Below are 13,633 nucleotides of genomic sequence, written 5' to 3' on the forward strand. Positions count from 1 at the left end.
GCAATTAAACCATTGTAAGCGAAAAGTGCGACACTCTATCGGCCGCACTTTCTTTTTGTAATTATTTTTTTTCAAATTCTAAATAGACGCTTTCATTAGCTCTCTATTCATTCTAGCTATATTTTCTAAAGAAATCCCTTTCGGACATTCTATTTCACAAGCACCAGTATTTGTACAATTTCCAAAACCTTCTAAATCCATTTGTGCCACCATGTTTCTTACTCGATCTGCAGCTTCTACTTGTCCTTGTGGCAATAAAGCATATTGAGATACCTTAGCACCAACGAATAGCATGGCGCTAGAGTTTTTACAGGATGCCACACAAGCCCCACAACCAATGCACATGGCTGCATCCATAGCTTCATCGGCTGCATGTTTAGAAATTGGAATGGAATTGGCGTCTTGGGTATTACCAGATGTGTTAACCGAAATATAACCCCCTGCTTGTTGGATGCGTTCAAAGGAACTTCTATCAACAACCAAATCCTTTATGACAGGAAAAGCGGTTGCTCTAAATGGTTCTATAGTGATGGTATCCCCATCCTTAAACATGCGCATATGTAATTGGCAAGTGGTTACACCTCTATCTGGGCCATGTGCTTCACCATTAATATACATAGAGCACATACCACAAATACCTTCACGACAATCGTGATCAAAAGCAACTGGATCTTCACCTTTATTTACAAGTTGTTCATTCAAAACATCCATCATTTCTAAAAAAGACATATGTTCTGAAATTTCAGTAACTTTATAATCCACCATTCGACCCTTTGCCTTTGAGTCTTCTTGTCTCCAAATTTTTAGTGTTAAATTCATATATTTTAGTTGTTGGTTGTTGGTCATTGGTTGTTAGCTGTTTGATGTGGTTATACAAATTTTAAACCATCAACTGACAACCACAAACCATCAACTATTTATAACTACGTTGTTTTAGTTCAATATCTTTAAACTCTAATTCCTCTTTATGTAAAACGGCAGCAGATGGTTCTCCTTTATACTCCCACGCTGCTACAAAAGCGTACTCTTTATCATTACGTTTTGCTTCTCCTTTTTGTTCTCCATCAAGTTCCACGGATTCTTCCCTAAAATGACCACCGCAAGATTCGTTACGCATTAAGGCATCTTTAGCAAACAATTCCCCTAACTCTAAAAAGTCTGCAACACGTCCAGCCTTTTCCAATTCAGGATTCATCTCATCTAACTTACCAGGTACTTTTACATTTTTCCAGAAATCTTCTCGAAGTTCTTTGATTTCAGCCATGGCTGAAATCAGTCCTTGTGCATTTCTCGACATTCCTACCTTATCCCACATAATTTTACCTAATTTTTTGTGGTAGTAATCTACAGAATGTTCTCCTTTATTATTAATGAAGAAATTTAATCGCTCTTTAACATCATTTTCAGCTTCATCAAATTCTGGAGTGTTCGTTGGAATTTTTCCTGTTCTAATTTCATTTGATAAGTAATCTCCAATGGTATAAGGCAATACAAAATAACCATCAGCCAATCCTTGCATTAATGCTGAAGCTCCCAATCTATTGGCACCATGTTCAGAGAAGTTAGCCTCTCCAATACAGTATAAACCATTAACTGTAGTCATTAAATTATAATCTACCCAAATACCACCCATGGTGTAATGTGTAGCAGGGTAAATCATCATAGGTGTTTTATAAGGATCTTCATCTACAATTTTCTCATACATTTGGAATAAGTTCCCATATTTTTCTTCTACTATAGCGCGACCTAAGTCATATATTTTTTCCTTGGAAGGATTTTCTAAATTTTGAATTTTAGCTTGAGTTTTTCCGTAACGTTCGATAGCTGCAGCGAAATCTAAATATACAGCTTCACCAGTTGCATTCACACCAAAACCGGCATCACAACGTTCTTTAGCAGCTCTAGAAGCCACATCACGAGGTACTAAATTACCAAAAGCTGGATATCTGCGTTCTAAGAAATAATCCCTGTTTTCTTCGGGAATATCCGTCGGTTTCATTTTTCTCTGTTGAAGAGACTTAGCATCTTCAATATGTTTTGGCACCCAAATACGGCCATCATTCCTTAAAGATTCAGACATCAATGTTAATTTAGATTGATAATCTCCTGAACGAGGAATACAAGTAGGATGGATTTGTGTGAAACATGGATTGGCAAAAAATGCGCCTTTTTTATGAATTTTCCAAGCAGCCGTGGCATTACTTCCCATGGCATTGGTAGACAAATAATATACATTACCATAACCTCCTGTGGCAATAACAACAGCATGAGCTGAATGTCGTTCAATTTCTCCAGTAATCAAATTACGAGCTATAATGCCCCTTGCTTTTCCATTAACTTTTACAACATCAAGCATTTCATGACGGTTAAACATTTCTATTTTACCTCGTGCAATTTGTCTGTTCATTGCTGAATATGCTCCTAGCAATAATTGTTGTCCGGTTTGTCCTTTTGCATAAAACGTTCTGGAAACCAATACGCCACCAAATGACCGATTATCCAATAATCCACCATAATCACGCGCAAAAGGAACACCTTGAGCCACGCATTGATCAATAATATTAGCTGATACTTCAGCTAAACGATATACATTAGCTTCACGAGAACGGTAATCGCCTCCTTTTACAGTATCGTAAAACAATCTGTATGTAGAATCACCATCACCCATGTAGTTTTTAGCAGCATTGATACCACCTTGGGCAGCGATTGAATGCGCACGACGCGGGGAATCTTGATAAGCAAATGCTTTTACATTATAACCTAATTCAGCTAAAGTAGCCGCGGCTGAACCACCAGCTAAACCAGTTCCAACTACGATGACATCAATATGACGTTTATTAGCCGGATTTACTAAATTGATATGATTTTTATAATCTGTCCATTTATCTTTAATTGGACCTTCAGGTATTTTTGAATTTAAAGCCATATTTCTAAGATTAATGGTTAAAGTGATGATACAAAGCAATAAATATAAATCCTAGTGGGATTAAAATTGAATATGCTTTTCCTATGCTTTGCAAACTTTTCTTTCTTATTGTTGAACCTCCCATAGATTGGAAAGCTGATGCAAAACCATGCATTAAATGCAGTGATAAAAATATAAATGCTATAACATAAGCACCAACCCTAATTGGGCTAACAAATTTTTCTTGCAATTCGTGGAAGTATCGGTATCCTTCAACCCCTTCATGCACACCAGACATATCGCCTTGTATGTATTTGGTATTGATTTCAGGAAACCAAAAATCAATAAAGTGTAAAATAATAAATGCCAAGATTACCAATCCAGTATAAATCATGTTTCTACTCATCCAAGTAGAATTGGCAGATCCATTGTTTTTCACATAAGAAATTTGTCTTGCTTTGTTGTTCCTAATTTCAAGTATAAATCCCATAATAAAGTGAAATACAACACCAAAAATTAAAACAGGTTGTAATACAAATTGTATTAAAAAGTTTGTTCCCATGAAATGGGAAACCTCATTAAATGCATTTTCACTAAAAACAGACAAAATATTTATGGCGAAATGCTGAAGTAAGAAAAACATAAGAAACAAAGCCGAAAGTGCCATGGCTACTTTTCTTCCAATCGAAGATTTAAAAAATCCACTCATTTTTTTGAAGTTATTTTATAAGAATACAAATGTAAGTTAGGTTAAGGTTTCAGACAACAAACATTTATCATGTTTTCGTTATTTAGAATGATTTTAAATTTTTTATAGAAAAAAATTAAAAATTAAAACGAGGGTTAACAATGGTATTGTATATTGAACCGAAAGAATAGCTAATACCAATCCTGAGGGAATATTCAAACCCGGAAGCAAGTTGCTGTTGGCGCAATAGTAATTCTTCCAAGGATACATCTCCGGCAGGTAAGTTTATTTGATTACTGACTATACGATAATTACCATTAATATTTAAATTAAAGCCTTTAAACACCCTTATGCTGGTGCCGAGGTAAAACCTAAAAGCATTTAAGGTAGTATCGTTTAAATATTGCTCGAAGGAAGCTTCTGCAAAAATATTCCCCCATCTTTTATTAACCGTGCCCCCCAAAATTACTTCATGCTCCCAGAGGTGCTCATCATCTTTTGCAAAAACTGAAGTTTCAATATATTCATTATAGATCATTCCATTTCTATAGGATAGCACCAGCTGCTTTTCTGCTGATTTTGAATAATCAAAAAAGTTGAACTCGATTGCAGGTTTTAATTCCCAATAAAAATCCTGATTGCTGTAAACTGAAGAACCTATTCTGCCAAAAGCTCCAACAGACCAGTTTCCTCCAATGCTAATAACATCACTAATTCTAATATCTTTTGATTGCCTTATAGCGTTTATTTCCTCATTTTCATAATTAAAAGTAGATTTATTTTCACTATAACTAGCTCTAATTGAAAACTTATTCTGTTCTGTAACTCTTTTTGCTGATGCGCTGAAGTCCACATCCAATTGTTTTCGTTGTTGTTCACCATCAATGTCGCCTCTGGCATTTAATTCAAACACCCAATAATTCCAAGGGTCATCAACCACTTCCTCTTCACCTTGCCCCTCCCTTTTATTAACAGTTATTGTAACAACATCTGTTTGCTCCCTCTTCAGCCAGTATCTAACCAACCCTAGCTTTATAAAATTTAATATTCTATTACGAACATCATCATTGGTCATATTCGAATCTGTTGAAAAACTTATTTTATCCGATAGATACTCCAATTCGTTTTTCCCGATAAAATCTATGTCATACAAACTGCCGCCGCTGCCATTTATTTGTCTTACAAAAAAGAGATGGACATCAGCAAAATTTTGATCCCTAACAAATTCTACATTATTAAGGTTTTGTTTAATATAGGTATTATCACAAAAATCACAATCCAAGAAAACCCTTACAGTAGAATTACTATCTTGAGAAAAAGATTGAAAAGCAAAACAAAAAATTATAATGGTAAGTAGTAGTTTAGTCATGGTGAGTAGTAATTAAGCATAAGAAATTAAATTTTCCGAAACTATGTAATATAATGCTTTTAAAAGGCTCAAACAGGTTTTTTTAACATTTTATTAAGTTACTTAATAAATTTATAAATATAATTTGCTTTTTTTACTTTTACATGAAAAAAATATTTTATGAAATACCATCCCATAAACAATTCACTATTTATTAAAAATCGTAAAAATTTCATAGCTAAAATGAAACCTAATAGTTTAGCTATATTTAATTCTAACGATATTTATCCTATTAGTGCCGATAGTACCTTGCCTTTTGAGCAGCACAGAGACATTTTTTATTTAAGTGGCATTGACCAAGAAGAAAGCATGTTGGTTTTGTTTCCCGACTGTCCTAAAGAAAAGCATCGTGAAATTTTATTTCTAAAAGAAACTAATGAACATATTGCAATTTGGGAAGGCGAAAAACTAACCAAAGAAGCCGCTTTTGAGGTTTCTGGAATTCATACCGTTTATTGGCTTAATGATATGGAAAAAACCTTGCATGAACTTATGACGCAATGCGAAACGGTTTATATAAATACCAATGAACATTATAGATCTTCTTTAGAAACTGAAACGAGAGAAGATCGCTTTACAAAATGGCTTAAAAATAAATATCCTGCGCATTCGGTTGCCAAAAGCAATCCCATATTACAAGGATTACGTTCTGTAAAAGACCCAATTGAAATCGATTTAATACAACAAGCTTGTAATATTACGGAAAAAGGATTCCGTTGTATCTTGAATTTTGTAAAGCCCAATGTTTGGGAATATGAAATTGAAGCGGAATTTATTCACGAGTTCATGAAAAACCGTTCCAAAAAATTTGCTTACACGCCCATTATTGCTTCTGGAAATAATGCCAACGTGTTGCATTACATTGAAAACAATCAGCAATGCAAAGCAGGCGATTTATTGTTAATGGATGTTGCCGCTGAATATGCAAATTATTCCAGTGATATGACCAGAACTATTCCTGTTTCAGGGAAATTTACAACTAGACAAAAGGATGTTTATAATGCTGTAAACCGAGTAAAAAACGACGCAACAAAAATGTTAACACCAGGAACGCTTTGGGCCGATTATCATGTTGAAGTGGGTAAACTTATGACTTCGGAATTATTAAGTTTAGGGTTATTAGATAAAGCCGATTTGCAAAATGAAAATTCAGAATGGCCGGCTTATAAAAAATATTTTATGCACGGCACATCTCATCACATGGGTTTAGATACGCATGACTACGGCATTTTAACAGAACCCATGCAAGCCAATATGGTATTTACTGTAGAACCCGCAATTTATATTCCTGCCGAAGGATTTGGAATTCGATTAGAAGACAATGTTGTTATTCAAGAAGCGGGAGAACCATTTAATTTAATGAAAAACATTCCTATTGAAGTTGATGAGATTGAATCTTTAATGAATCCTTAAAAAAACAAAAAGGCCGTTTTAAAGAAAAACGGCCTATAGCTAATTTACTAAATAGAAGTGTAATTTAAAGAGTGACTAATTCAAATAAATAATCGTTTAGTTTTCTTAGCGTGTTAATTTTATCTTTTGAACGAACCAATAGAGAGATATTATTGTTACTACCTCCATAAGAAATCATTCTAATTTTTACGTCTTGAAGTATTTGGAACATTTTATAGGTGTCTTCATGATTTACAATGGAGTGTCCTACTAAACATATAATACTTTGGTCTTTATCTACTTCAATTGAAGCAAATTTTTCTAATTCCGTAATAATCTTATTTAAATTTTTATCATCATCAATCGTTAATGATACAGCAACTTCCGAAGTCGTAATCATATCAATGGATGTTTCATAAACTTCAAAAATTTCAAATACTTTTTTTAAGAAACCATGTGCTTGTAACATTCTGCCAGACTTAATTTTTATGGCAGTAATATTGTCTTTAGCCGCAATGGCCTTAATACCATTTTCGCTAGTATCGCTAGAAATTAGTGTGCCGTAAGCACTTGGATTCATGGTGTTTTTAAGTCGGACAGGAATATGGTCTTCTCTAACGGGAGTTACCGTTTGCGGGTGTAATATCTTGGCTCCAAAATAGGCCAATTCCGCAGCTTCATCAAATGAAAGATTTGAAATTGGTCGCGTATTTTCAACATATCTTGGATCGTTATTATGCATCCCATCAATGTCTGTCCAAATTTGCACCTCCTCAGCCTTTAAAACAGCTCCAATAATGGTTGCGGAATAATCACTTCCTCCTCTTTGCAAATTTGATATATCGCCGTTTTCATCTAAACAAATAAACCCTTGGGTAATGTATATTTCTGATTTTGGCGCATTATTTATAACCGTTACTATGTCCTTTTTAATAGATACTAAGTCTGGATCTTTAAATTTATCTATTCGCATAAAATCTAAAGCTGGCAATAACGCAGAACTTACGCCTTCTTGCTCTAAAAAGCAATTAAACATATATGTAGAAAGTAATTCACCTTGGGCTAGAATAGCATTTTCAAGAATTTTCGAATAATCTTTATAGGTGCATTCAACCAAAAAAGTAAAAACACTTGTAATATAATCTTTAGTCTTTTTGTTTAAGGATTGATTCGTAAGAAGTCCATCTACTACATTAAAATAATGCTCATGGAGTTTATTAATTGTATCAATAGATTTATTGGGTTCTTTATATTCAATATCCTTCGCAATAGCAACCAAAGTATTGGTAGTGCCCGACATAGCCGATAGCACAACTAGTTTTTGCTCGCCATCATTAATGATGCTTTTTACGTTTTTTATATTTTCAGTGGAACCCACAGAAGTCCCTCCAAACTTTAATACTTTCATATATTTATTCAAAAAATACAGTGCAAAAGTAACTTTCAATTTCAAATTAGCTATATTTTTATAAAAAATTGTTTATTTTAGCACAAATTGTTAAATAATTAACACGAAATATCGATTTCTAAACTTGTTTTAAAGAAAAAGATACTGAATGTTGCGTGTGACCTTTAATGAAACAATAAAATATAGCAAATGATACACCCTTGAGAACCACATTCACACACACGAGGATGATTATTCAGGGTGTTCCTCCCGATAGCTATCGGGATGCCCAAATTAAAACTATAATATAAACAGATGAAAACGGTATCCAACTGTGTTGAAGACATTTTAATTACCCAACCATACCTAGAAGAAGCTCTTTCCAGGAACATTATAAACTTTAGCGCATTGGCCCTTGAGCTAACAGAGCCAATAAGCAACATGTTAAAAAAAGATGTAAAACCGGGTGCCATCATGATGGCGTTAAGACGGTATAACCCACCTATGGCATTAACCAATTCTGTTAAAATGAAAAAATATATGCAGAATTTAGGAGATATAACGGTTAGATCTAATTTAACGGACTTTACAATTAAAAACTCTGAAACTATTATTGACAATCATGCAAAAATTTTAGAGCGTATAAATCAAGAATCCAAATTATTCTATACGTTCACCAGAGGTATTCATGAAAGTAACTTTATTATTTCCAGTAGTTTAAAGGAGTTTATTCAAGAAAATTTAAAAAATGAAACCTTTATAGCTTCTCAAGATGGCTTATCTGCAATTAGCATCAATTTACCTCAAGACAATTCTAAAATTTCAGGATTGTACTATCACTTTTTTAAGCGATTGGCATGGGAAGGTATTGTTTTATACGAAGTGATTTCAACGACTAATGAGTTTACTATTTTAGTGGAAGATGAGTTTGTAGATAAAGCGTTCGCTGCGATTAAAAAACTAAAAAATTAAATGGTTTTAGAATACAAAGGCATCTCTATTTTTTACACTGATTCTGGCAAAGGGAATCCTGTTATTTTGCTTCATGGGTTTTTAGAAAACATCTCTATGTGGAATCATTTTATTCCGAAACTATCACAAAATAACAGAGTCATTTGTATAGATTTATTAGGACATGGTAAAACCGGTTGTTTAGGTTACATACACACCATGGAGCTTATGGCCGAATCTGTTGAGGCCGTTCTTAATCATTTAGAAATCAATAAATCCATCTTTATAGGGCACTCTATGGGTGGTTATGTGGCACTAGCGTTTGCTGAAAAAAAACCTGAGGCTGTTAGTGGATTGTGCTTGATGAATTCAACGGCTATTGCTGATAGTCAAGAAAAAAAGATTAACAGAGATAGAGCTGTTATTGCCGTAAAACAAAACTACAGAACGTTTATAAGAATGGCTGTTTCCAATTTATTCAGACCAAAGAATAGAATTATTTTTTCTGATAAAATAAATGAAGTCATAAATGAGGCACTTCAAACACCATTACAAGGTGTTGTTGCCGCTTTAGAAGGCATGAAAATTAGAAAGAATCGAGAATTTTTATTGCATACAGGTACTTTTAATAAATTGATGATTATTGGTAAAAAAGATCCTGCTTTAGACTACATGTCTTTAATTGAACAAATTAAAAAAACAGATGTAAAAATGGTAGAATTTCCCGATGGACATATGAGCCATATTGAAAATGAAAGTAAATTACTTCACGAAATAATGCATTTCATCGAAAATTAATTGCTTTTGTCGTATTATTGGATTTTTTGATTATATTTAAAGACCAATAAATTATCAACCGATGCAAAAAAGTACTCAAAAACCAAACTTCATTCCAAAAATATATTGCAATCTTTTTGGTCATGATTATGAAGTAAGCAAAAAAGTGACTTACTATGTAAAGGAATACACTTGTAGACACTGCCAAAAACAATTGACCACAAACAGTAATGGTCACTTAATTGAACTTACTCCTAAGTTTAAAGAGATAAATGCTATTTTAGAACGGATTCACGAAAAAAGAAACGTACGTTCAAGGGAAAAAATGGTCGTTTCATCGATTTATTAGAAAATTATTAAAAAACCCCCAATCATATTATTAATTTAATAGCCTCTAAGCTAATTAACCACTAAAATATGAAACATATTCATTGCAAGATGTTTGGACATGATTTTCAAGTAACGAGAGATGTTACGTATCATGTGAAGGAATATACTTGCAGACACTGCCAAAAGCAATTAACAACTAACAGTAACGGAAGTTTAATAGAACTCACGCCTAAGTTTAAAGAAATTAACGATATATTAGAGCGTATTCATCATAACCGCATGATGAAAAAATTGAAAAATAAAAAGGCTACAAATAAAAGAGGCGTATTAATTTCTGCCTAATCATTAAAATTTTTCCAACCTTGCGCTTTTAAAGGTATTTTTGATTCTGCTCTTGTCACCAAGTGCATTCCAGCTTCTTCTTCTTTCATAAAACCAATGACAGTAAAATTAGGATTTGCTTTAATTTTAGGATAATCTTCTTGAGATATTGTGAATAATAACTCATAATCTTCTCCTCCATTTAAAGCAACCGTTGTACTATCAATCTTAAATTCTTCACAAGCAGAAATAACAACTGGGTCTAAAGGAATTTTTTCTTCATATAAGTCACAACCAACATGGCTTTGTTTGCATATGTGAATAATTTCAGAAGATAATCCGTCACTAATATCAATCATAGATGTTGGTGTAACGTTTAACTCTGCCATTAATTTTATAATGTCTCGACGAGCTTCTGGCTTTAATTGTCGTTCAACAATATATGTGTAAGGTTCTAAATCTGGTTGGGAATTCGGATTCACCTTATAAACTTCCTTCTCCCGTTCAAGCACTTGTAGTCCCATGTAAGCGCCTCCTAAATCTCCAGTAACCACCAATAAATCATTTGGTTTTGCGCTGTTCCTATATACTATTTTTTCCTCATCAACTTCACCTATAGCAGTAATGGAAATTAACAATCCGGTGTTAGAAGATGTAGTATCTCCACCAATCAAATCAATATTATAAATATTTGCTGCCGTTTCAATGCCAGCATATAAATCCTCTAGTGCTTCCAACGGAAATCTATTTGATACAGCAATAGAAACCGTAATTTGCGTAGGTGTTGCATTCATAGCATACACATCGGATAAGTTAACCACAACGGCTTTATATCCTAAATGCTTTAGGGGCATGTAGCTTAAGTCAAAATGCACACTTTCAACAAGCAAATCTGTTGAAACTACTACTTTTTTATCTTTAAAGTTTAAAACAGCAGCATCATCACCTATTCCTTTTAGGGTTGATGTGTGATTTATTTTAAAATTTCTCGTTAAATGCTCAATAAGTGCAAATTCACCTAAATGGCTTAATGGGGTTCTTTCCTGGTTTTTATCTTCTATCATGCTGCAAAAATAAGAAGCATTGTTTATATATCAATATTTCTGTGCGAATCAATAAGGAAAACCTATAAAACCATATGCTAATATAATGTTAGGTTATGCAAAAATCCATGACATATATTGTATATTTGTACTCTATTTAGACAAAATCTATATAACAATTATGATTAAAGTTTCAGAAATAGCCAAAAAGAAAGTTGTAGAACTTATGCAAGATGACGGCTATAACCCGGTTACGGACTATGTTCGCGTAGGTGTTAAAAGTGGTGGTTGCTCTGGTTTGTCGTACGATTTAAAATTTGATAAGCAACAGCAAGAAGGAGATAAAGTGTTTGAAGATAATGGTGTTAAAATTATTGTAGACAAAAAGAGTTTCCTTTACTTGATAGGCACCACTTTAGAATATTCTGGAGGGTTAAACGGAACCGGATTTGTGTTTAACAACCCAAATGCAAATCGCACTTGTGGTTGCGGCGAATCATTTTCACTATAAGTTATAAAGTTGAAAGTAAACAAGTTTTAAAGTAAATGGCTAAATTTAATTCTTTTGAAGAAATAATATCATGGCAAAAGGCAAGAGAATTAAACACAGATATTTATAATTTAATTAAAGAGAATAAACATTTTAATAACGATTTTGGTTTAAGAGACCAAATAAGAAGGTCAAGCATTTCAATATCTTCAAACATAGCTGAAGGTTTTGAAAGAGAGACTACAAAAGAGTTCATTCGCTTTTTATATATTGCTAAAGCTTCCTCAGGAGAATTTCGCTCGCAACTATATTTAGCGTATGATATAAATTATTTAAGTTCAGAAGAATTTGAAAAATTAAAGTTAAAAGTAAACGAAGTTTCAAAGTTAATTAGTGGTTTAATAAAATATTTAAGCTCAACTTTATAACTTTTTACTTTACAACATTAATCTAATTATGAGTAAATACACAGAGGACGATTTAAGAGAAGAACTTAAAACCAAAGAATATGAATATGGTTTTTATACGGATATTGAATCCGATACATTTCCTATTGGTTTAAATGAAGACATAGTTAAAGCCATTTCACTTAAAAAGGGTGAGCCACAATGGATGACAGATTGGAGGCTTGAAGCCTTTAAAGCTTGGAAAGAAATGATAGAGCCAGAATGGGCCAATGTAAGCTATGTAAAACCAGATTTTCAAGGTATTTCGTATTATTCCGCTCCAAATAGTAAACCGAAATATGATAGCCTTGATGAAGTTGATCCAGAATTATTGGCAACATTTGCTAAGTTGGGAATTTCATTGGACGAACAAAAAAAATTGTCTGGTGTGGCTATGGATGTGGTGGTTGACTCCGTTTCTGTTGCTACAACATTCAAAAAAACACTTGGGGAAAAAGGGATTATTTTCTGTTCCATAAGTGAAGCTATCAAGGAATATCCTGAATTGGTAAAAAAATATATTGGCAGCGTAGTTCCGCAAAGGGACAATTTTTATGCTGCCCTAAATAGTGCTGTTTTTAGTGATGGTAGTTTCTGTTACATTCCTAAAGGTGTTCGTTGCCCCATGGAATTGTCAACCTATTTTAGAATCAATCAAGCTGGAACCGGACAATTTGAAAGAACGTTGGTCATTGCAGATGAAGGCAGTTATGTCAGTTATTTGGAAGGCTGTACAGCACCAAGTCGTGATGAAAACCAATTGCATGCAGCCGTTGTAGAATTAATTGCTCTTGACAATGCCGAAATAAAATATAGCACCGTTCAAAACTGGTATCCAGGAAATGCAGAAGGCAAAGGAGGCGTTTACAATTTTGTTACCAAACGTGGTATCTGCGAAAAAAACGCGAAAATATCTTGGACTCAAGTAGAAACTGGTTCTGCCATTACATGGAAATACCCAAGTTGTATTTTAAAAGGGGATAATTCGGTTGGTGAATTTTATTCTATTGCCGTTACCAATAATTTTCAACAGGCAGATACAGGGACTAAAATGATTCATTTGGGGAAAAACACCAAATCGACCATCATTTCAAAAGGAATTTCAGCAGGAAAATCCCAAAATAGTTACCGCGGATTGGTTAAAATCAGTCCGAATGCCGATAATGCCCGCAACTTTTCGCAATGCGATAGTTTATTGATGGGTAATGACTGTGGTGCCCATACCTTTCCGTATATAGAAGCTAAAAATAAAACAGCAAAAATAGAACACGAAGCTACTACAAGCAAAATTGGTGAGGACCAAATTTTTTATTGTAATCAACGTGGCATTAGTACTGAAAAAGCCATAGCCCTTATTGTAAATGGTTTTAGCAAAGACGTATTAAATAAGCTTCCTATGGAGTTTGCTGTAGAAGCTAAAAAATTATTGGAAATCAGTTTAGAAGGATCCGTAGGATAAAATAAAAATAATAAATTAAAGATAGATTTATAACAC

At 33.5% G+C, this 13,633-nt stretch carries 14 protein-coding genes; 8 read left to right on the plus strand and 6 right to left on the minus strand.

The window, feature by feature from the left end; all coding sequences use genetic code 11:
- Window positions 1–78: 78 nt before the first annotated feature.
- From CSW08_RS00550 to CSW08_RS00565, 4 genes are all read right to left on the minus strand, one after another.
- Window positions 79–819, minus strand: a complete 741-nt coding sequence (locus CSW08_RS00550) for a succinate dehydrogenase/fumarate reductase iron-sulfur subunit (RefSeq protein ID WP_106658037.1) — start codon at window positions 817–819, stop codon at window positions 79–81.
- A 94-nt stretch (window positions 820–913) separates the two neighbouring features.
- A complete protein-coding gene (locus CSW08_RS00555; protein ID WP_106657963.1) occupies window positions 914–2,926 on the minus strand; it encodes a fumarate reductase/succinate dehydrogenase flavoprotein subunit in 2,013 nt (670 codons plus the stop codon).
- A gap of 10 nt (window positions 2,927–2,936) precedes the next feature.
- Entirely contained in the window at window positions 2,937–3,614 is a 678-nt protein-coding gene (locus tag CSW08_RS00560) for a succinate dehydrogenase cytochrome b subunit (RefSeq protein WP_106657964.1), read from the minus strand.
- A 115-nt stretch (window positions 3,615–3,729) separates the two neighbouring features.
- Window positions 3,730–4,962 carry a hypothetical protein gene (locus CSW08_RS00565; protein ID WP_106657965.1) on the minus strand — a complete coding sequence of 411 codons (1,233 nt, stop codon included), beginning with the start codon at window positions 4,960–4,962 and terminating at the stop codon, window positions 3,730–3,732.
- A 159-nt stretch (window positions 4,963–5,121) separates the two neighbouring features.
- On the opposite strand from CSW08_RS00565, the gene CSW08_RS00570 reads away from it, so the two are divergent.
- Window positions 5,122–6,414, plus strand: coding sequence for an aminopeptidase P family protein (locus CSW08_RS00570; RefSeq protein WP_106657966.1), 1,293 nt, complete (start codon window positions 5,122–5,124; stop codon window positions 6,412–6,414).
- Window positions 6,415–6,478: 64 nt separating this feature from the next.
- Here the strand turns inward: CSW08_RS00570 and CSW08_RS00575 are convergent, their stop codons facing one another.
- Complete coding sequence (locus tag CSW08_RS00575; RefSeq protein ID WP_106657967.1) at window positions 6,479–7,801, minus strand: aspartate kinase; 1,323 nt, start codon at window positions 7,799–7,801, stop codon at window positions 6,479–6,481.
- A 294-nt stretch (window positions 7,802–8,095) separates the two neighbouring features.
- On the opposite strand from CSW08_RS00575, the gene CSW08_RS00580 reads away from it, so the two are divergent.
- The 4 genes from CSW08_RS00580 to CSW08_RS00595 all read left to right on the plus strand — a co-directional run bounded on the left by CSW08_RS00580 (window position 8,096) and on the right by CSW08_RS00595 (window position 10,180).
- On the plus strand, window positions 8,096–8,752 hold the full coding sequence (locus tag CSW08_RS00580; protein WP_106657968.1) for a hypothetical protein: 657 nt from the start codon (window positions 8,096–8,098) through the stop codon (window positions 8,750–8,752).
- On the plus strand, window positions 8,753–9,529 hold the full coding sequence (locus CSW08_RS00585) for an alpha/beta fold hydrolase (RefSeq protein WP_106657969.1): 777 nt from the start codon (window positions 8,753–8,755) through the stop codon (window positions 9,527–9,529).
- Between the two features lie 61 nt (window positions 9,530–9,590).
- Window positions 9,591–9,857, plus strand: coding sequence for a hypothetical protein (locus CSW08_RS00590; protein ID WP_106657970.1), 267 nt, complete (start codon window positions 9,591–9,593; stop codon window positions 9,855–9,857).
- 68 nt (window positions 9,858–9,925) lie between these two features.
- Entirely contained in the window at window positions 9,926–10,180 is a 255-nt protein-coding gene (locus CSW08_RS00595) for a hypothetical protein (RefSeq protein WP_106657971.1), read from the plus strand.
- On the opposite strand, the gene thiL is transcribed toward CSW08_RS00595, so the two are convergent.
- Window positions 10,177–11,223, minus strand: a complete 1,047-nt coding sequence (thiL, locus tag CSW08_RS00600) for a thiamine-phosphate kinase (protein ID WP_106657972.1) — start codon at window positions 11,221–11,223, stop codon at window positions 10,177–10,179. The genes CSW08_RS00595 and thiL overlap by 4 nt on opposite strands.
- A 160-nt stretch (window positions 11,224–11,383) precedes the next feature.
- Between thiL and CSW08_RS00605 the strand changes: the two genes are divergently transcribed.
- From CSW08_RS00605 to sufB, 3 genes are read left to right on the plus strand one after another with little or no spacing between them, the layout of a single operon-like run.
- Window positions 11,384–11,713 carry a HesB/IscA family protein gene (locus tag CSW08_RS00605; protein WP_106657973.1) on the plus strand — a complete coding sequence of 110 codons (330 nt, stop codon included), beginning with the start codon at window positions 11,384–11,386 and terminating at the stop codon, window positions 11,711–11,713.
- 35 nt (window positions 11,714–11,748) lie between these two features.
- Complete coding sequence (locus tag CSW08_RS00610; protein WP_106657974.1) at window positions 11,749–12,120, plus strand: four helix bundle protein; 372 nt, start codon at window positions 11,749–11,751, stop codon at window positions 12,118–12,120.
- A 28-nt stretch (window positions 12,121–12,148) separates the two neighbouring features.
- Window positions 12,149–13,597, plus strand: coding sequence for a Fe-S cluster assembly protein SufB (gene sufB, locus CSW08_RS00615; protein WP_106657975.1), 1,449 nt, complete (start codon window positions 12,149–12,151; stop codon window positions 13,595–13,597).
- The last annotated feature ends 36 nt before the right edge of the window (window positions 13,598–13,633 follow it).

The sequence above is a fragment of the Confluentibacter flavum genome (assembly GCF_002843175.1).
Lineage (GTDB): Bacteria > Bacteroidota > Bacteroidia > Flavobacteriales > Flavobacteriaceae > Confluentibacter > Confluentibacter flavum.